The following is a 22472-nucleotide window of genomic DNA, read 5'->3' as shown; positions in this document are numbered from 1 at the left end:
GGGGATTATTTTTCCGATTTAGTCTTGCTGGTGGCGGCGATGTTGCGAATCACCTTGATATGCCTTGCTTTGATCGTCTCGGCCGAGGCGGCCCAGGCGGCCCCGTCATCCTGTTACGGCCTGGATCTGGCGGCGGCCTGGAAACACGGCTATGACAGCTTCGCCAGCGGCGATTACGACACCGCCCAAGATGTTCTGCTGCCGCTGGCCGATAACGGCTTCGCCCCGGCGCAGTGGCTGGTCGGCCGCATGGCCGCCGACGGCCTGGGCACGCAAAAGGATCCCATTACCGCCCTGGTCTGGTTGAAGCTGGCGGGCGCGGGACAGATCAAACAAGCGCGCCCCTATGCATCGAAGATCGAAGCAAGCCTGGGCATGGACGGGTTCGAAACCGTCCGCTTGCGCCAGGAAAGCTGGCGGGCCAAACGCACCGCCTCGTGCCAGAATTCCGGCCCCATCCCGACCGCGCTGGGTGATAACGGTTCGACCAAGAAATCACCGCAACAATTGATGCAATGGTGGAACGACTTCATCGCCGACGCCATCGATCGGCGGCCGGAAGCCATTCCCTATTTGCTGACCCTGCCACAGGTCGGCTTTGTCTCCGGCCTCGCCAATGCCTCCATCGTTCGCTACAAAGGCCAGCCGATCTTGCTGGTCAACGAATCCTTGGCCGAACGGACCATGCCGGAAGCACTGGAAGCGGTGTTGCCGGCAGCACGGGAAGTCATCAACGAAATCGCCTTGGCCGCCGTCATCACCGCCCCGGTGGAAACCTATAAAGGCCGCACCTTGCGCGGCTTCGCCGCCGGCGACAATCAGGCTTTCCTGACCCTGATGCGCCGCGCCATCGACATGAGCGTGAAATTACCGCCGCCCTTGCGGCAAAAGGCCGAGCGCATCAGCGAAATCCGCTATGAACCAGCCTTTGTCCATGGCGCTTCGGTCGCCGACAGCATGGCCGGAATCTTCATCGAAGATACCAGCATTCGCGGCGGCGGCTATGTGGCGTTCAAGACCAATCCGGCGATGACATCGCCAGCCAATGCGCTGATCAGCCTGTTGGCCGGCGCCACCTTCGCCGCCCATCCGGGCCAGGGCGACAGCCAATCGCTCCAATGCATCATCAGCAAGGATGCCTTGCAGGCGGCCAAGGCGCTGGACATGGGAGCACAGATCGAAGACCGTTTTTCCCGGACCATCGGCAAACAAAACTGCGTCAATTGATCAGTGCCGTGCCGGCATCTGCCCCAAGCGGCGGTTGGCGCTGGTGTGCAGGGCATTGTCGAGCAGATAAGCGTGAACATACGCCCCCCCGCCGCTGTCGCCAATGATCGCGGCATCGTTGCGGGCATTGGTCCAATGCACCACCTGATCCCGGCGAAAGCTGGGCAGGCCGAACAATTGCCCCCAGGATTGGGCCAGATCATCAAAGGCCGCTTCGGGCAGGACCAGCTTCAACTGCACCAAACGCAAGGCCCCGGCTTCATCGGGTATGAACATCGCCCACACCTCGCCCGGCCAGCCGGCCATGATCGCGGGCATGATGTGCCAATGCGCCGCCTGATCCTGGCTGTAAAGACCGCAGCGGACGGCGCCGACGCGGGCCACGCCCTTGGGCAAGGTGAATTCGACTTCCGGCGGATAATCCGCATCGTTGGAACAGATCACCCGTCCATCGGCCCATTGGCCGGCGCGAAATTGGCTTTGCTCCATGCCCGGATGGGCGAAGCCAAGGTCGAAGGACCGTTCCTCGGCCCGAAGGGGCAGAGCCGTGACCAGCAACACCAGGGCACAAAGCAGTGATCTCATACGGCGATCATGTCACAATTGTTGCAACGCGTCATCGGCTTCGCGCATGCACCATAAGCATGCCTTACTTCCGTTTAGTCACCTGATTGAGCTTCTCGTTCATGGCGTCTTGCAGCTTGGTGTCGATCAACATGGCCAGGGCGGTATCGCCCTCTTCGTGCATGACCAGGGCTTCGTTGCGCGGAGAAACCCAATGGACCAGCCGTTCGCTATCCTCGGTCGGCGCGCCGAAGCGGGCGACGAAATGACGGACCAGACCGGCATAGCCTTCGCGCGGCGCGGTTATGAACAATTGCACCAGCCGCCGCGTGCCCTGCATGTCGGGGGCAAAGGTGGCCGACATCTCTACCGGGTGGTCGGCGATCTTGCGCTTGGCCATATGCCAGGCCCCCTTGTCGTCCACCGCCATCAGGGCGCAGCGTGTGGCGCCCAAATCCAACATCTGTTTCGGCATGAACAGCAATCGTCCCAGATCCTTGGGCAGATCGGGGTCATCACTGCAATAAATCGCCATGCCCGGCGGCCAAGCGCCGAAACGGAACTGCCCCTGCATCATCCCCGGACGGGCGAAGCCAAGATCGAATTCCCGCTCCGCGGCCATGACGGGGGCGGCTGCCAGCAGCGCCACCAGCATTGCGATTATCTTGAGCATGAGCAAACCTCCGGCAATTGGGGGGCGGCGCTATCGGCCCCGGACGGCAGGGCGGCATCGGCATCGGCCATCCACGCCGCCATGTCATCCAAGACCACATCGGCTTGCAGGTCGCGCACCAGCATATGCCAGCCATTGGCGTAAAAGCCGGCGCGACGATCCGGCATGACGGCGGCGGCGGCCCAGGTCGGATCTGACGGAATGATCTGATCATGGGCGCCATACAGGAACAAAACCGGCGTCCGCATGGCGGCCGGCGCCGCTTGCGCCGCGTCCATCAGATCGACCACGCCCTTGATGGCGTCGATCCGGGTTTGCTTGATCACCAACGGATCCGCCCCCAGCTTGCGCAGCATCTCGATATTATCCGAGGGGCGGATATTCAGGCCCTGCCCCGATGGCGTCCAGCCCGGCGCCAGCTGATAGGCCAGCCACAGCGACAGACGTTGCCACCACGGCATCGCCGCACGCCCCCAAACGGCGGGCGCGGCCAGGATTATTCCGTCCAATCCGGCCGGAGGATCGGTGGCGACAAGGATGGCCACCGCCCCGCCCATGCTTTCGCCGAACAGATAGACCGGCAGGCCGGGATGACGCAGCGCCAGCAGATCAAGGGCGGCGCGGGCGTCATCGACCATGGATTGCGTGCTCGACCACTGACCCGGATGCGGCCCGGCGCCGAAGCCGCGCTGATCATAGGCATAAGAAAGAATGCCCTTGGCCGCCAGATGGGCGCCCGGCGCGGCGAAGAAATTGGAATAATCGTTCATGCCATGCAAGGCCAGCAGCACGGCCTGGGGTTGCCCACCAGGCCGCCAGGCCCGCAACGGCAACACGGCGCCATCGGCCATGACCAGCCGGTCATCTTCCAGACGCGGCGCCTGGGTGGCGGGACCGGCCGGATGGGTCACGGCGGCGCAGGCCGACACGGCCAAGGCCAGGACAAGGATGAGGACATGACGCAAGATCACCCCTTGGACGAGGTCAAGCGCAGGAAGATATCTTCCAGATCGGCTTCTTCGGTGGACAGGTCGCGGATGCCAAGACCAGCGGCCCGGACGTTTTCCAAAATCTCGCCAGCCGGCACCGCCGACGGGGCATAGCGCAGCATCAATCGGCCATCGGCCCGGATTTCCGGCGAATAGGCGGCAAGGGAATCCGGCACCGCCGTCAAACCGCCATCGACGCTGATCAGCATGGCCTTTGAATCAAGCCGGGCCAGCAATGCTTGCTTGGAATCGCACGCCACCAGCTTTCCCTGATTGATGATGGCGATGCGGTCGCACAGCTCTTCCGCTTCTTCCAGGTAATGGGTGGTCAGCACCACGGTTACGCCGCCGGCGTTCAACTGTTTGACATAGGCCCACAGCGATTGCCGTAATTCGATGTCGACGCCGGCGGTGGGCTCGTCCAGCACCAGGACCGGCGGCGTATGAACCATGGCCTTGGCCACCAGCAGGCGCCGCCGCATGCCCCCCGACAGGGTGCGGGCATAGGAATCGGCCTTGTCGGCCAGACCGACCGCCTGCAAAATTTCCTCGGTCCGCCGCTCGGCCTTGGGCACCCCGTACAGACCGGCCTGCACATCCAGCAATTCCCTGGGCGTGAAGAACGGATCCAGGTTCAGTTCCTGCGGCACGATGCCGATGGCCGCCTTGGCGGCGCGATGATCGACATCGATGTCGCGGCCCCAGATCCGGGCCTGCCCCGAACTCTTGGTCACCAGACCGGCCAAGATGTTGATGAAGGTGCTTTTGCCCGCCCCGTTGGGGCCGAGCAAGGCAAAGAAGGAACCGCGCGGAACGGCCAACGAAATTCCGTCCAGCGCCACCTTGCGGCCGTGCTTGCCGGCATAGACCTTGGTCAGGTCGCGGGTCTCGATGGCGTTATCGGGTGGGGTGGTGTTGATGAGTGTTTGATCCATGGCCCGCAATGGGTATCATCCGCCCGTTTCAACGGTCAATGGATCATGCTGTCATGTCGTCTGTCGCTGCCGCCAAAACCGCCGAATTCGAGACTGTCGTCGTCGAAACCACCCATATCGCCTGCGATGGCGGCAATGCCGGCCTGGGCCATCCCCGCGTTTGGCTGAACATGGGCCACGACCGCCAGGTGGTCTGCCCCTATTGCTCGCGCACCTATGTCCTGGCCGAAGGGGCCAAGGCCGGCGGCGGACATTGACCCCGGTGGCCGGCGAACCACGTCACGTCTTCCTGGTTGATGGCTCTGGCTTTATCTTCCGGGCTTTCCACGGCTTGCCGGCCATGTCGCGGCCCGATGGTACCCCGGTGAACGCCGTTTACGGCTTCACCACCATGCTGCTGAAATTGTTGAACGACACCGACGCCGATTACGTCGCGGTGATCTTCGACGCCGGGCGGCTGTCGTTCCGCAACGATATCTACCCCGAATACAAGGCCCATCGGCCGCCGGCGCCGGAAGATCTGGTGCCGCAATTTTCCCTGATCCGCGACGTTGTCGCCGCCTTCAACGTTCCCTCGGTCGAGATGGAGGGATTCGAGGCCGATGACCTGATCGCCACCTATGCGACCCAGGCCCGGCACCGCGGCGCCAAGGTCACCATCGTGTCGTCGGATAAGGACCTGATGCAGTTGGTGGGCGATGGCGTCGAGATGCTCGACACCTTGAAGAACCGCACCATCCGCGCACCCGAAGTGTTCGAAAAATTCGGCGTCGCCCCCGACAAGGTGGTCGATGTCCAGGCCCTGTGCGGCGACCCCACCGACAACGTGCCGGGCGTGCCGGGCATCGGCGTGAAAACCGCCGCCCAATTGATCGGCGAATACGGCGACCTTGACACCTTGCTGACCCGCGCCGCCGAGATCAAGCAGCCCAAGCGCCGCCAGACCTTGCTGGACAACGCCGACGCCGCCCGCACCAGCCGCGAATTGGTCCGCCTTAAGCAAGACGTGCCGGTAACCCAACCGCTGGACAGCTTCGCCAAGCGTCCGTTCGACCGTCAGGTTTTGGCCGATTTCCTTGCCGTCCAGGGCTTTAAAAGCATCGTCGCCCGTCTGGGTGGCTCGACCGCCACCCCAGCCGCCGCCACCGTCCCGGCGGCCGCGTCCACATTCATTGCCGCGCCGGCCGTGGTGACCGCCGCCTATGAATTGGTGACCAGCGCCGAAGCCCTGCAATCTTGGATCGCCGAGGCCAGCCGTGCCGGATTGGTGGCCATCGACACCGAAACCACCGGCCTTGACCCGCTCAAGGCCGAATTGGTCGGGGTATCGCTGTCCACCGCCCCCGGCCGCGCCTGCTATATCCCGGTCAAGCATGATAGCGGCCCGGCCCAAGGTTCGCTGCTGCTGGACGCCCCCGCCGCCGCCGGCCCGACCATCCTGCCGCGCGACCTTGCCTTGGCCATGCTGGCGCCGCTATTGGCGGATGCGTCGGTGCTCAAGGTCGGCCACAACATTAAATACGACATGCAGATCCTGGCCCAGGCCGGACTGAGCATGGCCCCGGTCGATGACACCATGTTGCTGTCCTACGTGCTGGACGGCGGCAGCCACGGCCACGGCATGGACGAACTGGCGGCGCTGCATCTGAACCACGACACCATCAAATTCGCCGCCGTTTGCGGCAGCGGCAAGAACCAGATCACCTTCGACCGCGTGCCGCTGGACAAGGCCTTGGCCTATGCGGCCGAGGACGCCGACATCACCTTGCGTCTGCACCGCTTCCTCAAGGCCCGCCTGCTGGCCGAGCGCATGGTCACGGTCTATGAAACGCTGGAACGCCCCTTGATCCCGGTGATCGTCGCCATGGAAGGCCACGGCATCAAGGTCGATCAGCCGGCGCTGATGGCGTTGTCGGCGGAATTCGGTCAGCGCATGGCCCAGCTTGAGGTCGATATCCAGGCCCTGGCCGGGCGCGACTTCAATGTCGGCTCGCCCCAGCAATTGGGCAAGGTGCTGTTCGAAGACCTTGGCTTGGCCGGCGGCAAGAAGACCAAGACCGGGCAATGGGGCACCGGCGCCGAGGTGCTGGAGGAACTGGCTGCGCAAGGCCACGACCTGCCCGCCCGCGTGCTGGACTGGCGGCAATTGTCCAAGCTCAAGGGCACTTATACAGACGCCCTGGTCGCCCAGATCAATCCGCGCAGCGGGCGGGTGCACACCAGCTATTCGCTGGCGGTGACCACGACCGGGCGGCTGTCCTCATCCGATCCCAATCTGCAAAACATCCCCATCCGCACCGAAGAAGGCCGCAAGATCCGCCACGCCTTCATCGCCGATCCCGGCAACACCCTGCTGTCGGCCGATTATTCGCAGATCGAGCTGCGGCTGGTCGCCCATGTCGCCGGCATCGAGGGGTTGAAGCGGGCCTTCCACGATGGCGCCGACATCCATGCCATCACCGCCTCGCAAGTCTTCGGCGTCCCCGTCGAAGGCATGGATCCGGCCCTGCGCCGCCGGGCCAAGGCCATCAATTTCGGCATCATCTACGGCATTTCCGCATTCGGCTTGGCCCAGCAACTGGGTATTTCCAACGGCGAGGCCAAATCCTATATCGATGCCTATTTCGGCCGTTTTCCCGAAATCCGCGCCTTCATGGAACGCACCAAGGAAGAAGCCCGCGCCAACGGCTTCGTCCTGACCCCCTTTGGCCGCAAGGTCTATACCCCCGGCATCAAGGACAAGAACGGCGCCATGCGCGCCTTCGCCGAACGCGCCGCCATCAACGGCCCGATCCAGGGCGGCGCCGCCGATATCATCAAGCGGGCCATGATTCGCCTGCCTGCCGCCCTGGCGGCGGAAAATCTGTCGGCGCGGCTGCTGCTGCAAGTCCATGACGAATTGGTGCTGGAAGTCGCCGAAGCGGAAAAGGAGCAGACCCGCGCCGTGGTCCGTCGGGTCATGGAAAGCGCCGCCACCCTGGACGTCCCCTTGGTTGTCGATGCCGGGTTCGGCGCCAATTGGGGTGATGCGCATTAATAAAGAACCGATAACTCATTTACGCTGTATTCATGAGTATTTCAATTTAGCGACAACAGATAAGCACAAATCAATACACGCGACAGAATTGCGAGTATTAATCCCATTGAACCCCTTCCCTAACACCTGCTTTCGATATAGGGTCCGCCTGGTCTGGGCTTTGGGGAAGTCCTGTCGATAACACAGGTTCGGGAGGCGGGAGAATGCAGCATGGATGTCGCCACCCTTGAAACGCTTGGTCGTCTAAGATGACCGCGCCTCACGCGCAAGATCTCGCGGCCTTGCAGGATGAAAAAAAGTGCCTGGACGCCCAGTTGGATGACGCCCTGGATCAGTATGCCCTGTACGAAGAAGGCATGAATGCCCGCTTCAAGCATGCCGACGCAGCCGAACGCGCCGCCTTGATGACCGAACGCAATCAGGTCGAGGAAACCCTGGGCATCATCGCCCTGGTCCAGCGTCTGGATGAAATCCGCGAATTAATGGAAAAACTGGAGCACGGAACCGGCGGTTAGTAAAAATCCCGCCGCATGACCCAGGCATCCTTGTCGGCGTAATAGCGCTTGCGCACCCCCACCTTGACGAAGCCGCTGCGCAAATACAGATTTTGTGCCCCGGCATTGTCGGCAGCGACTTCCAAGAACATCACCGCCGCCCCCTTGGCGATGCTCGATCGCACCGCGGCGTCCAGCAATTGCCACCCCAAGCCACTGCGCCGCCATGGCGGCAGAACGGCGATGCTCAGGATTTCCGCCTCGTCGCCGATATTGCGCCACAACACCATACCGGCCGGTCCGGGCGGCTGGGTCGACGGCGTCAACGAACCGCCATCGACGGCCAACAACCCTTCGGCCCCGGGCATTTCCAGCAATTCGACCATCGCCTCGGGCGACCACATGTCGGTGAAGCAGATGCAATGGATGCTCGACAGCAATTGTGCGTGCGCCAGGGCGGCGGGGATCAGGTCCATGATCAAGCACACGCCAAGGTGACATCGGCGGGCCGCAAATACAGCGGCTCCGGCGCCAGCACGCCAGCGGGCCAGCGGGCCGCCGCCAATTGCGCCACCTGCACCGCATCGACAAAGCCGTCAGTGCTGGCCAGGCGCGCGCCGGGCAGCAAATGCGCCACCTGGGCGGCGCCATCGCCGGCCAGGATCACCGGCCCGGAAGCGGAAACCGCCAAGGCCGCCTGTTCCGGCAGCAGCGCCTGGATGGGACCCAACGCCACAAGGTCGGCCGAAAATACTTGCACCCATAATTCGGCGCGACGTGAATCCACCACCACCATCACCGTGTGATCCTGGCGTTCGCCGGCTGGAATGGCGGCGGCGATGGCCTCGGTGGTGGCAATGCCGGCCAGCGGCTTGGCCGCCGCCAGGGCCAAGGCCCGCGCCGCCGACAGGCCGATGCGTATCCCGGTGAACGCGCCAGGGCCAACACTGACCGCCAGCAAATCCACTTGGCCGAAGGCGCATCCCGCTTCGTCCATGACCGCCTGCACCATGGGAATCAGCGCTTCCGATTGACCCCGGGCCATGGCGGCAAAGCGTCGCGCCACCACCACGCCGTCACGCCACAAGGCGGACGAACAGGCGGAACCAGCGGAATCCAGAGCAAGAATCAGCATCGCATTGACCGGGTGGTAAGCGGGGCCGCTATACTGCACAGCACCATGGCCAAAAGGCCAGAAACAAAACGAGGTTTGCATGACGCCGCTTGTCCGCATCACCCCCGCCAGCCACGACGTGGACATCGACCTGGCATACGCCACCGCCGGCAATTTCACCGGACAGCCGGTCTATGCCGCGCAAGCCGGCTGTTTTCTCAACACCGAGGCCGAGGCTTTGCTGTGTCGGGCCATCGCCCTGGCCCAACCGCTGGGCCTGCGCCTGAAAATCTTCGACGCCTTTCGTCCGGCCGAGGCGCAATGGCTGTTGTGGAACCACACCCCCGACCCCGGTTTCCTGGCCGATCCGCGCCGGGGATCACCCCATTCCATGGGCGCGGCCGTGGATCTGACCCTGATTGACGGCCATAGCGGGGCTGAATTGGACATGGGAACGGCTTTTGACGCCTTCACCCCCCGCTCTCATCACGGCAACCAGGACATCGACGCGGCGGCGCAGCGCAACCGCCATTTGCTGATGGGGATCATGACCACCGCCGGCTGGGATTTCTATCGCAATGAATGGTGGCATTATCAATTGTTTGATGCTCGCGCCCATCATCCGGTCCTCAGCGATTCGATTCTCGGCCCCGATCGCATGATGCCGTGATTTTGCCATTTTCCCCTTGTCTATTGTCCGTGTCGGCCCATATGAGGGCTGACAGGTGCAGCGCCATATGGTGCGGCGCAATAATTGATAATGCTTTTACATAAATTTGCGACTTTTGTCTTGGAACAGATACTTCTGAACGGATAGACAAACGCAGGTCGCAACTGCTTATACTGGTTCATGACCACGTCAACACAACAGGGGGGACACATGATCAACAATGCCTGTACGCCCGCCACCCCTTGCGTCAACAGCCGGTCCACCGCGACCGCCGCCTTTCCCATGGCGACAAAAGCCCGTCGCGCCCGCCAATATCTGGGCAATGACGAGCCGCGCCTGGAAGACTTGCTGTCCGACGACGTGCTGATTCGCCTGATGGCCCGCGACGGCGTCGCCGCCGATCAACTGCGGGCGCTGGTCGGCTTCATTCCCAATTAATCTTCGCTTTCCAGCGAGGCCACATGGCGCAATCCATCCAGCGCCGTGTGGAACCATTCTTCCCGCGCCTCGTCCTGGGGATGGACCAGCCAGGCCGGGCGACGGAATTCCGGGGCGTTTTCCACCGCGAACAGACGGCCGGCGGCCAGATAGGACCGCACCACCCGCATGGGGAAATAGCCAGATCCCCCTGACGACAAGATATATTGCAGCCCCAAGGCGCCCAGACCGACGGTCACCCCAGGCGATGGCTGATCGGGGAAGGTCTGGCCATGGGCTTGGCGGAATTCCGGCCCCCAATCGACGAAAACATAATCCTTGATCCAGTCATCGCCATCGCCCCTGCGGGTCGAGACCAAAACCAGACGTTCTTCCAGCAATTTTTCGATATGCAGGCCCGGCCGCGCCTGCGGCGAATACATGACGCCGATATCCAGCGTCCCTTCGCCCAGGCGGCGCATCAAGCCATCGGAAAGGCCGACCTCGGCCCGCAGCGCCACATCGGGCAGCGCCGTGCGCATCCACGGAATCCATTGCACCAGCAACCGATCCCACAGCGAGAACTGCCCCCCCACGTTCAGCACGGTCTTGAAGCCGGGCGGCAGGGCGATTTCCTGACGTGCCTGTTCCCACACCCGCACCATGGTGGCGGCATAGCGGCGGAACTGAGTGCCGGCGGCGGTCAGCTCGGTTCCGGTCTTCGAGCGGGTGAACAGCGACCGCCCCAATTCGTCTTCCAGCGCCTTGATGCGCATGGATACGGTCGATTGCGTCACTCCCAGGCGTTCCGCCGCCTTATTGAAGTTCCCGGTTTCGACGATTTCCAGAAAAGTCCGCGCCAGATCGATGTTCATGGAATGCCTAAAGTCACGTTCGCACTTGCGAAGATTGGCGCCTTCTACTCCAGAAGGGGCCAAACATCAACACATCTGGGGGACTTAATCGAAAATTCCAATGACTGCGCCATGGGGCAAACGCAACAAAGCACCCGACGCCCATCCAGGGCATCGAGTGCTTTGGTCGGCGAAAGCGCCGGAATCAGGCGTTAGCGCGCGCCTTGACGTCACCACGCGAACGGGCGACGTATTCCTTGAGCTGACGTTCCATGGCTTGGAAGGCACCCTTCAAAGCGGCATAGACGTCTTCGTGCTCGTCGGATTCGCGCTTGACCACCAATTCCGATCCCGGAACATTCAAGTCGATGCGCACAAGGAACGAATCGCCCTTGTGATGCAGGTTGGACGAATTCTTGTGGTTGGATTCGATGGCCACCCGACACGAGGTGATGCGATCGAAAAATTGCTCCAGCTTAGCCACCTTCTCGCGCACGCGGTTCTCAACGGCTTCCGAATGATCGATCCCGTGAAAGGTGATCTGGAGGGGATTCTGCATGAACGTCTCCTGCTTTCTCTAGTGTTGCGCCGATTCCTTGGGCGGCGCAACCTCGGCCCGCGCCCGCGGGGCCGCTATACATACCCATTCGTCCTGCCCAGAGCAACAACGAAGGGGGCATCCATTGTTGCCAATTGCGGCCGGGCTTGCAACCTTTCCCGAACCGCCTCATATCAGAGCGCTTGCCCACGCATGGCAAGCTTTGTCTGACCCCGGATATAGGGATGGGAAAACACGTCATGGCCGAAGAAAAGCGGGAATTTCAGGCGGAAGTCGCCAAGCTTTTGGATCTCGTCGTCCACTCGCTGTACTCCAACAAGGAAATCTTCCTGCGCGAGCTGGTCTCCAATGCCTCGGATGCCTGCGACAAGCTGCGCTATTGCGCGCAAACGCAGGCCGATCTGACCGGTGGCGACGGCGAATATCGCATTCGCATCACCATCAACAAGGATGCCGGTACGCTGACCATCGCCGATAACGGCATCGGTATGAACAAGGAAGACCTGATCAACAACCTGGGCACCATCGCCAAGTCAGGAACCGCCGAATTCATGAGCCGGCTGACCGGCGACGCCAAGAAGGACACCAGCCTGATCGGCCAGTTCGGCGTCGGCTTCTATTCCGCCTTCATGGTCGCCGATCAGGTCGCCGTCACCACCCGCAAGGCTGGCGAAAGCCAGGGCTGGCGCTGGGTTTCCGACGGCAAGGGCGAATTCACCATCACCGAGGACGAAAGCGCCCAGCGCGGCGCCTGCCTGACCTTGTCCTTGCGCGAAGAAGCCCATGAATATCTTGACGCCTTCCGGCTGAAATCCATCATCAAGCGCTATTCCGACCATATCGCCATTCCGGTGATCCTGGTCGATGGCGAAACCGAAGAAACCGTCAATTCCGCCTCGGCCCTGTGGACGCGGTCAAAATCCGACATCACCGCCGAGCAATACACCGAATTCTATCACCACGTCGCCCACGCCTTCGACCAGCCGTGGCTGACCATTCATTACAAGGCCGAAGGCGCCATCGAATATACCGGCCTGCTGTACGTGCCCGGCTCGAAGCCCTTCGACCTGTTCCAGCCCGAGCGCAAGAACCACCTCAAGCTTTACGTCAAGCGCGTCTTCATCACCGATCAGGCCGATGATCTGCTGCCGCCCTATCTGCGCTTCCTGCGCGGTGTGGTCGACAGCCAGGATTTGCCGCTCAACATCAGCCGCGAGATGCTGCAACACAACCCCATCCTGGCCAAGATCAAGACCGGCCTGGTCAAGCGGGTGCTGTCCGAACTGAAGAAAAAGGCCGAGGCCGATGCCGAAGGCTATGCCGGTTTTTGGGAAAATTTCGGCGCCGTGCTGAAGGAAGGCATCTACGAGGATTTCGAGCGCAAGACCGATATCGTCGCCCTGTCCCGCTTCAAGACCACCCATGGCGACGGCTGGGCCACCCTCGATGACGTTGTCGGCCGCATGAAGGACGGCCAAGAAGCGATCTATTACGCCACCGGCGACAGCGTCGCCGCCTTGCGGAAAAGCCCCCAATTGGAAGGCTTCCTCGCCAAGGGGATCGAGGTGGTGCTGCTGACCGACGCCATTGATGAATTCTGGGTGCCGGCCGTGGGCGAATGGAACGGCAAGAAGCTGATCGCGGTTACCGATGGCGCCGCCGATCTGTCGGCGGTCAAGGCCGACCCGGAAGCCGAGGCCGCCAAGCCGGAAGCGACCGAGGCCGCCAGCCTGGATACCCTGATCGCCGCCTTGAAGCTGAATTTGGGCGACAAGATCAAGGATGTCCGCGCCTCGGACCGGCTGACCAGTTCCGCCGTCTGCCTGGTCACCGATTCCGGTCAAATGAGCCTGCATCTGGAAAAGCTGCTGAAAGCCCATAATCAGGTCGACCACGACACCCCGCGTATCTTGGAGATCAACCCGCGCCACGGCCTGATCAAGGCCCTGGCCGAACGGGTCAAGGCCAGCGGCCGCGAGGCCGTCGAGGATGCGTCCTGGCTGTTGCTGGATCAGGCCCGCATCGTCGAAGGCGAAAAGCCCGCCGATCCGGTGGAATTCGCCCGCCGGTTGGCCGCGATCATGGAAAAGGGTATCGGCTGAATACGTGCCCCCCGGTCCCGCCCAGGGGCCGGGGGCACCATTTTCATGCGGCCGACAACGCCAGCCGTCTACGCTTCCAGCATGTGCAGGATCTGGCCGTCGGCGCCGAAACAGGCGGCGGTCAGGGGGCCGCCCTGGCCACAGCCGGAATCCAAGGTAGCGGTGAAGGCGCCGACGCGCACCCCGCCACGGCGGCGGTCGGACCCGCGCACCACCAGACGGAAATTGCCGTAAGCCCCCTCCAGCAATTCAAAGCCGGCCGAGCCCCACCAAAAAGCATCCAATTGCGCCGATAGCGGCCTAGTCGGATCAATGCCGGCATGAACGAACAGCAGGCCTTCATCATCGGTAAAGGCCGCGTGCTTCAACACCCCCATCAAGGTGGTGTGGCCGTCATAAAGCCGCATGTTCTGGCGCAGGGCCGACGTCCACTTGGTCAGGGCCGAAATGCCGTCCCGCGCCGCCAGGATGCCTTCTTCGACATTCCCGCCATAGGCGGCCAAGGTCGGACCGATGCCATGGTCGATCATCCATTTCAATACGTCGCCAGGATTGGGGGCGAATTGCAATTGCAGCAGCTTTTGCCACATCTCTTCCTGGGCGCCGCGCAAAAAGACGATGTCATCGACCTCGACACCGGGCTGGGCGAGAAAAGCGCGGCGGAACACCAGCACTTCATCGATCGCCGCCCGCACATCGGGGCCATAGCCCAAGATGTCGCCCAAATAGACGATCTGGTCGCCCGGCTTCATGGTTTCGGCCAAGGCCGCGTGCAGGGCGCGGGCGCGGCTCACCTCGCCGTGGATAGCGCCCACGGCCCAGATCCGGCCAGTTCCCCGCAGGGTGGCAAAGACGTTGTTTTCTGAAATATTGGCGGACATGCCCACGTTATTCCTGCTTGCAGCAGCGGCATGGTCGCAGGCGCGAGGGAATCCGTCAACGCCCACGATTAAGAGCAAGCTCCGCCACAATGAAAACGCGGCCCCTGACAGCGCCAGGGACCGCGTTCATCATCTTCTTGCCTCAAGCCGCGGTGAGCAATTCACACAGCTTGGCGGCAGCGGCATCGGCATCAATGCGCTCGACCGCGGCCAATTCGGCGGCCAGACGTTCCAGCGCCGCTTCATAAATCTGGCGTTCGCTGTAGGACTGGTCAGGCTGGTTGGCGTTGCGGTGCAGGTCGCGCACCACTTCGGCGATGGAGACCGGGTCGCCGGAATTGATCTTGGCTTCGTATTCCTGGGCGCGGCGGCTCCACATGGTGCGCTTGACCTTGGCCCGGCCCTTCAATGTGGACAAGGCGGTGTCCATGACCGTGCGCGACGACAGCTTGCGCAGGCCAGACTTGGTGGCCTTGGCCACCGGAACACGGAGCGTCATACGATCGCGATCGAAGGTAATGACGAACAATTGCAGCTTCATGCCGCCGATTTCTTGGTTTTCGATGGCCATCACCTGGCCAACGCCATGGGTCGGATAAACCACATAATCACCTTCGGCGAAAGAAACGCTCGACATTTGCTCTCTTCCCTGCTGGGTCCGCACGGCGACGAACGACGGCCAACCTTCAACGAAACGCCGAAGGCGCTTCCGGCCACGTCCTTATGTCGGGCGGAGGATCAGTCAATCAAATTGTACACTTGGGGATAGGCGCACGGCCCACGGGCTCCCCAGAGCCGCTTATGCTGTCCGCGAGACATGGCTCGGCGGACTGGCTCTTATACCATGACGATCCGATGAAAGCACGGTAAAAAGCCCGGCGCCACCGTTCAGGTGGGCCGGGCTGGCCAGTTAAATCACAATCCCGTGCGGGATCAGGCGGTGCCTTTACCGGGCGCGGGCGACAGCAGGTCGGCCTTGCCGGGCTTGCCCTTCCAGGCATCGGCATCGGCCGGAGCCTCGCCCTTGCGGGTGATGTTCGGCCAAATTCCGGCATAATCGCGATTGGCCTGCGCCCAGGCGGCAGCGGCATCGTCGGAATCGGGGAAAATGGCTTCGGCCGGACATTCCGGCTCGCAGACGCCGCAATCAATGCATTCGTCCGGATTGATGACCAGGAAATTCTCACCCTCGTAGAAGCAATCCACCGGGCAAACTTCAACACAATCCTGATACTTGCACTTGATGCAGTTCTCGGTCACCACATAGGCCATGATCGACTCCAGATCGGCAGACTCGTTATCTCACTGTATTCCCAGTCGCGCCATCACCCGCTTGCGGGCGGCGCCGGCATCCTGATCGGGAACATGGATCAGGCCGGCGATCCGGCGAACCAGATTGGCTTCGTATTCATGCAGATGGCCATCGGCATAGGCCACATCCCACAACATTTCGATCAACTCGATGCGTTCGCTCGCCTCGAAGCCATCCTTGATGGTGCGGGCGAAACCAACCAATTGCACCGATTGCTGCGCCAGCACGCTGGCTTCTGCCAACAAATCCTGGGCCTCGGCTTGGGAAAGCTGGAAATGCCGGGCCAAAAGCTCGGTGATTCGCCGCTGTTCGACCTCATCCACCTGCCCGTCCAACGAGGCCGCCTCGGCCAAAACGGCGGCAGCGGCCAATTGCAGGCGTCGCTGGGCACTGACGCCGTCATCATTGGACACAAACAAGGCACGCAGACGGCCGAACATCACTCATCCCTAAAAATCGGCGCAAGCCTTAGCACAAGCACACCAGAGCAACAACCCTGATGCACTTGTGGTTAATCCGCCGAGAACAGGCGGCTAAAGCGAATTCCGCAGCTTGACCGGCTTGCGCTTGCGCCGCGCCAGCAGATTAAGCGCCTCGACCAGAACCGAGAAGCCCATGGCGAAGTACAGGTAGCCCTTGGGAATATGGAAGCCCAAGCCGTCGGCGATCAGCGCCATGCCCACCAGCAGCAGGAACGACAGCGCCAGCATCTTGACGGTGGGATGCGCCGAAACAAAGCTCGACAGCGGCCCCGCCGCGATCAGCATGACGATGACGGCGATAATCACCGCCGCCGCCATCACTTCCAACTGATCGACCATGCCAACGGCGGTAATCACCGAATCGAGCGAGAAAATGATATCGAGAATACCGATCTGGACGATGGTGGCGACAAAGCCCGCGGCAACCACCTTGCCGGCGGAACCGCCCTCTCCCTCTTCCTCGCCTTCCAGCGAACCGTGAATTTCATGGGTGGCCTTGGTCAGCAAGAACAACCCGCCGCCGATCAGGATAATGTCGCGCCACGACACCGCGTGCTCCCAGATGGTGAACACCGGATCGACCAGACCGACAATCCATGACAATGACGCCAGCAGGGCCAAACGGGTGATCAGGGCAAAACCCAGCCCCAGCTTGCGCGCCGCCGGCCGCTGCGGCTCGGGCAAGCGGTCGGCCAAAATGGTCAAGAACACCAGATTGTCGATGCCCAGAACGATTTCCAGCGCCGCCAAAGTCAGCAGACTGATCCAAAGCTGCGGATCGCTAAGCCATTCCATCATTCACATCCCTTGGCAATTTCGGCCCGGAGTGTAAGAACCAACCCAAGACTTTTCCAGAGCGTCAGTCGCGATTCCGCCGTGCGAAGCGAAAAAATACCGGATCGCGGCCCGCCAGGCATTTTTGTTCGTAGCGGGTTGCCGGCCAATCCGCCGGCAAGGCGGCGCGATCGCTGGTCACTTGGATTTCGGTGAAATCGGGGTGAGCGCGCAATTGTTCTGCCGCCCATTGCTGATAGACCGGATCGTCGGACGCCACCCGTAATTCGGCGCCATCGGCCATGACCCGAGCCAAGGCATCCAGATTGTCGCGGCCGATAAACCGACGTTCGGCATGGCGTTTCTTTGGCCACGGATCGGGAAACAGCACGAAGACGCGACCGATCGAGGCCTGTGGAAAAGCCGGCAGCAATTGACGAACGTCGTCGGGGAAAATGCGGACGCTGTCGATTTCGCTATTGGCCAGATGGCCGAGCAGACTGGCGATGCCGTTATTGAACGGCTCGCAGCCGATCAAGCCGATTTCAGGATGCAACCCCGCCTGGGCCACCACATGCTCGCCGCCGCCAAAGCCGACCTCCAGCCACACCGCCTGGATCGGGCGGGGAAACAAAGCGACGGGATCAAGCGCCGGGCAACCCTGCCCCGGCGGCGTGATCGCCAACCGGGGCAGCATCGTTTCCATCAAGCCCACGGCGGTCCGGCGCAGCGTCTTGCCGCGCCGCCGGCCAAAAAAGCGCGGCTTGTCGTCAGCCGGCCTCTGGCCGTCGCCCTTGCCCATCACGCACCAAAGGCGCGCTTGAGTTGATCGACCAGATCCAGCTTTTCCCACGAAAAGCCGCCATCGGCATCGGGATTGCGGCCGAAATGGCCGTAAGCCGCGGTGCGCGCATAGATCGGCTTGTTCAGGCCCAGATGGGTCCGGATGCCACGCGGGCTAAGATCCATCAGTTCCTGCAACACGGCCGACAGCTTGTCTTCATCGACCTTGCTGGTGCCATAGGTGTCGACATAGACCGACAACGGCTTGGAAACGCCGATGGCATAAGACAGCTGGATGACGCAGCGATCGGCCAGACCGGCGCCAACCACGTTCTTGGCCAGATAGCGCGAGGCATAGGCGGCCGAACGGTCGACCTTGGTCGGATCCTTGCCCGAGAACGCGCCGCCGCCATGCGGAGCCGCGCCACCATAGGTATCGACAATGATCTTACGGCCGGTCAGGCCACAATCACCGTCGGGACCACCGATGACAAAACGGCCGGTCGGGTTGACGTAAAAAGTATCTTCCGGGCACATCCAGCCTTTCGGCAGAACGTCAAGCACGTGCGGACGAACGATATCGCGCACATCGGCCTGGGACAGGCTGCCGTCATGCTGGGTCGAAACCACCACCGAGGTGGCGCGCACCGGCTTGCCATCGCGATATTCCAAGGTCACCTGGCTCTTGGAATCCGGCCCCAGCAGCGGCTGGGCGCCCGAATGACGGGCTTCGGCCAGCGACTTGAGGATTTCGTGGGCGAAATAGATCGGCGCCGGCATCAGCACCGGGGTCTCGTTGCAGGCATAACCGAACATGATGCCCTGGTCGCCAGCGCCTTCGTCCTTTTCGGCGGCGGCATCGACACCGACGGCGATGTCGGCGGATTGCTGGTGCACATGAACCTGAACGTTGGCGTTCTTCCAGTGGAAGCCATCCTGTTCGTAACCGATATCCTTGACCGCGTGACGAGCGATGTCTTCCATCAGCGCCGCGTTGACCGAAGCCGGGCCACGCACTTCACCGGCCAGCACGATCAGATTGGTGGTGGTCAGGGTTTCAACCGCGACGCGGGAATGCGGGTCGGCAGCCAAAAAGGCGTCGACGACAGCATCGGAAATCCGATCCGACACCTTGTCGGGATGGCCTTCGGAAACCGATTCGGACGTGAACAGGAAATTTTTCTTCGACACGGGCAAGCCCTCCTAGTTCCAGGCATGGTGGACCAGGGGCATTCGGAATGGAACGGATGAGCCATCGCGATGCACCCACTTAGCCGGTGCTTAACGTGGCGGCAAGCGGTCACAAATCTCCACGCTGGGTCCACGGCATATTATGCCGACACCCAGGGCCGCCCTTGTGGCAGGCGACAGCGCCTGTCGTCAAGGGCAATCGCACGAAAATAGCGAGGGAATGCGTCGATTCCCCCGCCATCAACGTGGTTATCGTCAGTCGGACGAATCGGCCAAAGCCTTGGCCAATTCATAAACCCGCTTTCTGACCTGCGGATCGGCGATGCGATAATAGGCACGAACCAATTCCAGGGTTTCCCGCTTGGCCAGGGGATCATGCTCGAAATGGGCGGGCGGCTCTTCCAGCGCGGTCATGCCGGCGATCAGGGCCGGGCTTTGCGCCTTGAGTTCGTCGTTCATGTCGTCAAAGAAGAAACTGACCGGAACGTCAAGCACGCGCGACAGATCGAACAAACGCGAGGCGCCGACGCGATTGGCGCCGCGTTCGTATTTTTGCACCTGCTGAAAGGTCAGGCCCAAGGCGTCGCCCAACTTTTCCTGGCTCATGCCCAACAGCGTCCGACGCAGGCGCACGCGCCCTCCCACATGCACGTCGATGGGATTGGGTTTACCCGATGGCGTCCGCCCGCGGGAGCTCCCCTTACGAGGAGTGGCTTTTTCCTTACGCGTTGTCTCAACCATGTGATCGTTCCGGCTGCTGCCTTGAGTGATGGACGGCGAAATCTGTCCTGGCTCACCTTATGACCGAGGTTGTATGCAAGTCAATCGGGTGATGATCAGCAAATAATCCCGCCAGCCGGAAATCAAGCCCTGGAGATTCGCGAAATTTTTCCAAGCATCCCCAGCAGTAGAAGAAGTCCCGCCAGGATCAACGGCACCGCATTGCCCCAACGACCATAAAGGGTGGGCGATACCGACCGTGGCAACTCTCCGTCCACCACGCCGCGTTGCCCCAAAGCCAGCCTGTGCATTTCACGGCCAAGTGGATCTATTATCGCCGAGATGCCCGTATTGGCAGACCGCACCAGCGGCAACCCTTCCTCGACCGCGCGCATGCGCCCCGCGGCGAGATGTTGGTGCGGTCCCGCCGATTTTCCGAACCAACCATCATTGGTGACCGTCAGCAGCCATTCAGGCCGCTTTTGGTCGCGCCCCACAACTTGACCGGGAAAAACCGCTTCGTAGCAGATGAACGGCCCCACCGGCGGCAAACCGGGAATATCCAAGGTGCGCAAACCAGCCCCGGCGGAAAAATCCATCCCGCCGGCGGTCAGCTTGTCGATGGGCAATAGACCGCGCAACGGCACGTATTCGCCAAAGGGGACCAGGTGGACCTTGTCATAAACCCCCCGCACCTGCCCGCTGGCATCAAGGGCCATCAGGCTGTTCCACAAATGCATGGGCAAGACCCCTTGCGGGGTGATGCGCGGCGCCCCGGTCAACAGCATGCCGCCGACCGGCGCCGCCGTCGCCGCCACGGCGCGGTTGGCGACATCCAGATCAAGGAAGAACGGCGCCGCCGTTTCCGGCCAAACCACATGGGTGATGGCGTCAAAGCCCGGACCGCGCGACAGCTCGACGTGATCCAGCAACTGGCTTTTCCGCAGATCGTCCCGCCACATGTGCCGCTGGGCGATAGCCGCCTGCACCAGCCGCAAGCGGATACCAGGGACCGTTTCGGTCGGGTGAGCGGCTAACCGCGCCTGACCAAAGGCGACAGCGCCGCCCAGCAGCGCCACCACCGCCGCCAGCACCAGCCGATGCTGGCGGCGGCTGAGGAAATCAGCCAAGGCCGCCGGCAAGGCAAACACCAAAATGGTGAAACCGCACAGCCCGAACACGCCGACGACCGAGGCCAGTTGCAGCACCGCCGGCACCGCGTCCCAGACCGATCCCAGCGGATTCCAGGGAAAGCCGGTCAGAAACCAGGCGCGAACCCATTCCATCACCGTCCACATCCCCGCCAGCACCAGCACACGGGAAATGCCGCCGACCCGAGTGAGGTGGGTAAGCAAGGTGGCGATGCCGATAAACACCGCCTGCACCGCCCCCAACCCCAAGGTGGCGAAGGGAATCATCCAACCGAAACGCTCGGGATCGACCAGCATGGCATTGCCGATCCAATAAAACCCGATGGCGTACCACGCCCAAGCCCACCACCAGCCGACGCCAAAGGCGTGCCGGCGCGTGCGCGCGCCTTCCAGCACCCACACCAACCCGCACAAGGACGGCAACAGAACCGGCAACGCCCCCAAGGGCGGCAACGCCAAGGTGGCCAGGCCACCCAACAGGATCAGCAAAACCCGGCGCCGCCAACCATCCATGGCGGCGGCACGGCTGGCGATGGCCCCCCATCGCCCCAGGCCGGACGGCGACCCCCGCCAAAGCAGGCTCGGCACGGCGGCGGCCATCAGGATTCGCCTTCCACGGCCGCAACCAACCGGCGCACCCGCAGCCACTTGATCCGGCGAGGATCGGCGTCAACCACCTCGAATTCCAGCCCCGAGGGGTGATTAATCAACTCGCCCCGCGACGGAATGCGCCCGGCGATGAAGAACACCAACCCCCCCAAAGTATCGACTTCGTCGCGTTCCTCTTCGGTCAGAACCGGTCCCAGCAATTCCTCGAATTCCTCGATCGGGGTGCGGGCATCGGCTTCGATCACCCCGTCGGAACGGATCGACATATCGGCATTGGTGTCCTGATCGTGCTCGTCCTCGATCTCGCCGACGATCTGCTCGACCAGATCCTCGATGGTCACCAGACCGTCGATGCCGCCGTATTCGTCCACCACCAAGGCCATGTGCGTGCGTTTCAGCCGCATCTCCAGCAACATGTCGGTCACCCGCATGGCCGGCGACACGAACAGCACCCGCCGCACGATGCGCTGAAGCTGAAAGGCTTTGTCGACCCGTGTCGCGGTCAGCACATCCTTGATGTGCACCATGCCGATGATATCGTCCAAGGTGCCACGATGCACCGGCAGGCGCGAATGACCGCAGCGGCAGAACAATTCTGTCAAATCGTCCAGACTGGCGTCATCCTCGACCCCGACGATGTCGGCCCGCGGCACCATGACGTCATAAGCGGTGACGTCGCGCAGGTGCAAGATATTGCCCAGCAAGATGCGTTCGTGGTCATCGATGGGAACGCCTGAATCGTCACGATCCTCGATCAGGTCTTCCAGCGCCTCGCGCACCGATTCGCCGCCCTTGGTCCGCCGCAGCATCCGCACCCAGCCGCGCACCACATCCATCAGCGAATCGTCGGCCAACGCCCCCGACCCACCGGATTCCCCGTTTTCACGGGACATCTTCACGTTTGCCCCGTTTTCACGGGACATCTTCACGTTTG

At 62.2% G+C, this 22472-nt stretch carries 25 protein-coding genes; 7 read left to right on the top strand and 18 right to left on the bottom strand.

Features of this window, described 5'->3' with window-relative positions; translation table 11 throughout:
* Positions 1 to 39 precede the first annotated feature (39 nt).
* The gene (locus KEC16_RS14710) at positions 40 to 1227 is read left to right on the top strand and encodes a sel1 repeat family protein (RefSeq protein ID WP_211550252.1); all 1188 of its coding nucleotides are present in this window, start codon (positions 40 to 42) and stop codon (positions 1225 to 1227) included.
* Here KEC16_RS14710 and KEC16_RS14705 read toward each other — a convergent pair whose 3' ends face one another.
* The 4 genes from KEC16_RS14705 to KEC16_RS14690 form a co-directional block, all read right to left on the bottom strand.
* On the bottom strand, positions 1228 to 1812 hold the full coding sequence (locus tag KEC16_RS14705) for a hypothetical protein (RefSeq protein ID WP_211550250.1): 585 nt from the start codon (positions 1810 to 1812) through the stop codon (positions 1228 to 1230).
* 64 nt (positions 1813 to 1876) lie between these two features.
* Complete coding sequence (locus KEC16_RS14700) at positions 1877 to 2464, bottom strand: hypothetical protein (RefSeq protein WP_211550248.1); 588 nt, start codon at positions 2462 to 2464, stop codon at positions 1877 to 1879.
* Positions 2452 to 3435 carry an alpha/beta hydrolase gene (locus tag KEC16_RS14695; protein ID WP_346344095.1) on the bottom strand — a complete coding sequence of 328 codons (984 nt, stop codon included), beginning with the start codon at positions 3433 to 3435 and terminating at the stop codon, positions 2452 to 2454. Before KEC16_RS14695 ends, KEC16_RS14700 begins: the two co-directional genes overlap by 13 nt.
* A complete protein-coding gene (locus tag KEC16_RS14690) occupies positions 3432 to 4388 on the bottom strand; it encodes an ABC transporter ATP-binding protein (protein ID WP_211550247.1) in 957 nt (318 codons plus the stop codon). The genes KEC16_RS14695 and KEC16_RS14690 overlap by 4 nt, the downstream gene beginning before the upstream one ends.
* Before the next feature lie 53 nt (positions 4389 to 4441).
* Here KEC16_RS14690 and KEC16_RS14685 point away from each other — a divergent pair, with 53 nt between their 5' ends.
* From KEC16_RS14685 to KEC16_RS14675, 3 genes are all read left to right on the top strand, one after another.
* Positions 4442 to 4645 (top strand): zinc-finger domain-containing protein, encoded by a 204-nt coding sequence (locus KEC16_RS14685; RefSeq protein WP_211550245.1) that lies wholly within the window; start codon positions 4442 to 4444, stop codon positions 4643 to 4645.
* Between the two features lie 5 nt (positions 4646 to 4650).
* Positions 4651 to 7425 carry a DNA polymerase I gene (gene polA, locus KEC16_RS14680; RefSeq protein WP_211550243.1) on the top strand — a complete coding sequence of 925 codons (2775 nt, stop codon included), beginning with the start codon at positions 4651 to 4653 and terminating at the stop codon, positions 7423 to 7425.
* 248 nt (positions 7426 to 7673) lie between these two features.
* Positions 7674 to 7940 carry a hypothetical protein gene (locus KEC16_RS14675; protein WP_211550241.1) on the top strand — a complete coding sequence of 89 codons (267 nt, stop codon included), beginning with the start codon at positions 7674 to 7676 and terminating at the stop codon, positions 7938 to 7940.
* Here the strand turns inward: KEC16_RS14675 and KEC16_RS14670 are convergent.
* Together KEC16_RS14670 and tsaB are read right to left on the bottom strand one after the other, a co-directional pair.
* On the bottom strand, positions 7937 to 8395 hold the full coding sequence (locus KEC16_RS14670) for a GNAT family N-acetyltransferase (RefSeq protein ID WP_249209211.1): 459 nt from the start codon (positions 8393 to 8395) through the stop codon (positions 7937 to 7939). The genes KEC16_RS14675 and KEC16_RS14670 overlap by 4 nt on opposite strands.
* A gap of 2 nt (positions 8396 to 8397) precedes the next feature.
* Positions 8398 to 9054, bottom strand: coding sequence for a tRNA (adenosine(37)-N6)-threonylcarbamoyltransferase complex dimerization subunit type 1 TsaB (gene tsaB / locus KEC16_RS14665; RefSeq protein ID WP_211550239.1), 657 nt, complete (start codon positions 9052 to 9054; stop codon positions 8398 to 8400).
* Between the two features lie 79 nt (positions 9055 to 9133).
* On the opposite strand from tsaB, the gene ddpX reads away from it, so the two are divergent.
* Together ddpX and KEC16_RS14655 are read left to right on the top strand one after the other, a co-directional pair.
* The gene (ddpX, locus tag KEC16_RS14660; protein WP_211550237.1) at positions 9134 to 9703 is read left to right on the top strand and encodes a D-alanyl-D-alanine dipeptidase; all 570 of its coding nucleotides are present in this window, start codon (positions 9134 to 9136) and stop codon (positions 9701 to 9703) included.
* Between the two features lie 210 nt (positions 9704 to 9913).
* A complete protein-coding gene (locus KEC16_RS14655) occupies positions 9914 to 10141 on the top strand; it encodes a hypothetical protein (protein WP_211550235.1) in 228 nt (75 codons plus the stop codon).
* Here the strand turns inward: KEC16_RS14655 and KEC16_RS14650 are convergent.
* Together KEC16_RS14650 and hpf are read right to left on the bottom strand one after the other, a co-directional pair.
* Positions 10138 to 10995, bottom strand: coding sequence for a LysR family transcriptional regulator (locus tag KEC16_RS14650; protein WP_211550233.1), 858 nt, complete (start codon positions 10993 to 10995; stop codon positions 10138 to 10140). The two genes, KEC16_RS14655 and KEC16_RS14650, sit on opposite strands and share 4 nt — an antisense overlap.
* 184 nt (positions 10996 to 11179) lie before the next feature.
* Entirely contained in the window at positions 11180 to 11533 is a 354-nt protein-coding gene (gene hpf / locus KEC16_RS14645) for a ribosome hibernation-promoting factor, HPF/YfiA family (RefSeq protein WP_211550231.1), read from the bottom strand.
* Positions 11534 to 11772: 239 nt separating this feature from the next.
* Here hpf and htpG point away from each other — a divergent pair, with 239 nt between their 5' ends.
* Positions 11773 to 13635 (top strand): molecular chaperone HtpG, encoded by a 1863-nt coding sequence (gene htpG / locus KEC16_RS14640; RefSeq protein ID WP_211550229.1) that lies wholly within the window; start codon positions 11773 to 11775, stop codon positions 13633 to 13635.
* 68 nt (positions 13636 to 13703) lie between these two features.
* On the opposite strand, the gene KEC16_RS14635 is transcribed toward htpG, so the two are convergent.
* The 10 genes from KEC16_RS14635 to KEC16_RS14590 form a co-directional block, all read right to left on the bottom strand.
* Positions 13704 to 14516, bottom strand: coding sequence for a hypothetical protein (locus KEC16_RS14635; RefSeq protein WP_211550227.1), 813 nt, complete (start codon positions 14514 to 14516; stop codon positions 13704 to 13706).
* Between the two features lie 142 nt (positions 14517 to 14658).
* Complete coding sequence (locus KEC16_RS14630; RefSeq protein ID WP_211550225.1) at positions 14659 to 15153, bottom strand: CarD family transcriptional regulator; 495 nt, start codon at positions 15151 to 15153, stop codon at positions 14659 to 14661.
* A 296-nt stretch (positions 15154 to 15449) separates the two neighbouring features.
* Positions 15450 to 15788 (bottom strand): ferredoxin FdxA, encoded by a 339-nt coding sequence (fdxA, locus tag KEC16_RS14625; RefSeq protein ID WP_211550223.1) that lies wholly within the window; start codon positions 15786 to 15788, stop codon positions 15450 to 15452.
* 30 nt (positions 15789 to 15818) lie between these two features.
* The gene (locus tag KEC16_RS14620; protein WP_211550221.1) at positions 15819 to 16268 is read right to left on the bottom strand and encodes a tellurite resistance TerB family protein; all 450 of its coding nucleotides are present in this window, start codon (positions 16266 to 16268) and stop codon (positions 15819 to 15821) included.
* A 93-nt stretch (positions 16269 to 16361) separates the two neighbouring features.
* Positions 16362 to 17108 (bottom strand): TerC family protein, encoded by a 747-nt coding sequence (locus tag KEC16_RS14615; RefSeq protein WP_211550219.1) that lies wholly within the window; start codon positions 17106 to 17108, stop codon positions 16362 to 16364.
* A gap of 61 nt (positions 17109 to 17169) precedes the next feature.
* Positions 17170 to 17886 (bottom strand): tRNA (guanine(46)-N(7))-methyltransferase TrmB, encoded by a 717-nt coding sequence (gene trmB, locus KEC16_RS14610; RefSeq protein ID WP_211550217.1) that lies wholly within the window; start codon positions 17884 to 17886, stop codon positions 17170 to 17172.
* Positions 17886 to 19058 (bottom strand): methionine adenosyltransferase, encoded by a 1173-nt coding sequence (gene metK / locus KEC16_RS14605; RefSeq protein WP_211550215.1) that lies wholly within the window; start codon positions 19056 to 19058, stop codon positions 17886 to 17888. Before metK ends, trmB begins: the two co-directional genes overlap by 1 nt.
* A gap of 255 nt (positions 19059 to 19313) precedes the next feature.
* Complete coding sequence (locus KEC16_RS14600; protein WP_211550213.1) at positions 19314 to 19799, bottom strand: helix-turn-helix domain-containing protein; 486 nt, start codon at positions 19797 to 19799, stop codon at positions 19314 to 19316.
* Between the two features lie 122 nt (positions 19800 to 19921).
* The gene (gene lnt / locus KEC16_RS14595) at positions 19922 to 21529 is read right to left on the bottom strand and encodes an apolipoprotein N-acyltransferase (protein WP_211550211.1); all 1608 of its coding nucleotides are present in this window, start codon (positions 21527 to 21529) and stop codon (positions 19922 to 19924) included.
* The gene (locus KEC16_RS14590) at positions 21529 to 22431 is read right to left on the bottom strand and encodes a hemolysin family protein (protein WP_249209209.1); all 903 of its coding nucleotides are present in this window, start codon (positions 22429 to 22431) and stop codon (positions 21529 to 21531) included. Before KEC16_RS14590 ends, lnt begins: the two co-directional genes overlap by 1 nt.
* Between the last annotated feature and the right edge of the window lie 41 nt (positions 22432 to 22472).

The sequence above is a fragment of the Magnetospirillum sulfuroxidans genome, assembly GCF_018224925.1.
Lineage (GTDB): Bacteria > Pseudomonadota > Alphaproteobacteria > Rhodospirillales > Magnetospirillaceae > Magnetospirillum > Magnetospirillum sulfuroxidans.
This window is presented reverse-complemented; position numbering and strand designations above follow the sequence as displayed.

Coding starts and splice junctions, on each gene's coding strand:
- KEC16_RS14710 (WP_211550252.1), top strand. CDS start 40: ATGTTGCGAATCACCTTGATATGCCTTGCTTTGATCGTCTCGGCCGAG.
- KEC16_RS14705 (WP_211550250.1), bottom strand. CDS start 1,812: ATGAGATCACTGCTTTGTGCCCTGGTGTTGCTGGTCACGGCTCTGCCC.
- KEC16_RS14700 (WP_211550248.1), bottom strand. CDS start 2,464: ATGCTCAAGATAATCGCAATGCTGGTGGCGCTGCTGGCAGCCGCCCCC.
- KEC16_RS14690 (WP_211550247.1), bottom strand. CDS start 4,388: ATGGATCAAACACTCATCAACACCACCCCACCCGATAACGCCATCGAG.
- KEC16_RS14685 (WP_211550245.1), top strand. CDS start 4,442: ATGTCGTCTGTCGCTGCCGCCAAAACCGCCGAATTCGAGACTGTCGTC.
- KEC16_RS14675 (WP_211550241.1), top strand. CDS start 7,674: ATGACCGCGCCTCACGCGCAAGATCTCGCGGCCTTGCAGGATGAAAAA.
- KEC16_RS14670 (WP_249209211.1), bottom strand. CDS start 8,395: ATGGACCTGATCCCCGCCGCCCTGGCGCACGCACAATTGCTGTCGAGC.
- tsaB (WP_211550239.1), bottom strand. CDS start 9,054: ATGCTGATTCTTGCTCTGGATTCCGCTGGTTCCGCCTGTTCGTCCGCC.
- ddpX (WP_211550237.1), top strand. CDS start 9,134: ATGACGCCGCTTGTCCGCATCACCCCCGCCAGCCACGACGTGGACATC.
- KEC16_RS14655 (WP_211550235.1), top strand. CDS start 9,914: ATGATCAACAATGCCTGTACGCCCGCCACCCCTTGCGTCAACAGCCGG.
- KEC16_RS14650 (WP_211550233.1), bottom strand. CDS start 10,995: ATGAACATCGATCTGGCGCGGACTTTTCTGGAAATCGTCGAAACCGGG.
- hpf (WP_211550231.1), bottom strand. CDS start 11,533: ATGCAGAATCCCCTCCAGATCACCTTTCACGGGATCGATCATTCGGAA.
- htpG (WP_211550229.1), top strand. CDS start 11,773: ATGGCCGAAGAAAAGCGGGAATTTCAGGCGGAAGTCGCCAAGCTTTTG.
- KEC16_RS14635 (WP_211550227.1), bottom strand. CDS start 14,516: ATGTCCGCCAATATTTCAGAAAACAACGTCTTTGCCACCCTGCGGGGA.
- KEC16_RS14630 (WP_211550225.1), bottom strand. CDS start 15,153: ATGTCGAGCGTTTCTTTCGCCGAAGGTGATTATGTGGTTTATCCGACC.
- fdxA (WP_211550223.1), bottom strand. CDS start 15,788: ATGGCCTATGTGGTGACCGAGAACTGCATCAAGTGCAAGTATCAGGAT.
- KEC16_RS14620 (WP_211550221.1), bottom strand. CDS start 16,268: ATGTTCGGCCGTCTGCGTGCCTTGTTTGTGTCCAATGATGACGGCGTC.
- KEC16_RS14615 (WP_211550219.1), bottom strand. CDS start 17,108: ATGATGGAATGGCTTAGCGATCCGCAGCTTTGGATCAGTCTGCTGACT.
- trmB (WP_211550217.1), bottom strand. CDS start 17,886: ATGGGCAAGGGCGACGGCCAGAGGCCGGCTGACGACAAGCCGCGCTTT.
- KEC16_RS14600 (WP_211550213.1), bottom strand. CDS start 19,799: ATGGTTGAGACAACGCGTAAGGAAAAAGCCACTCCTCGTAAGGGGAGC.
- lnt (WP_211550211.1), bottom strand. CDS start 21,529: ATGGCCGCCGCCGTGCCGAGCCTGCTTTGGCGGGGGTCGCCGTCCGGC.
- KEC16_RS14590 (WP_249209209.1), bottom strand. CDS start 22,431: ATGTCCCGTGAAAACGGGGAATCCGGTGGGTCGGGGGCGTTGGCCGAC.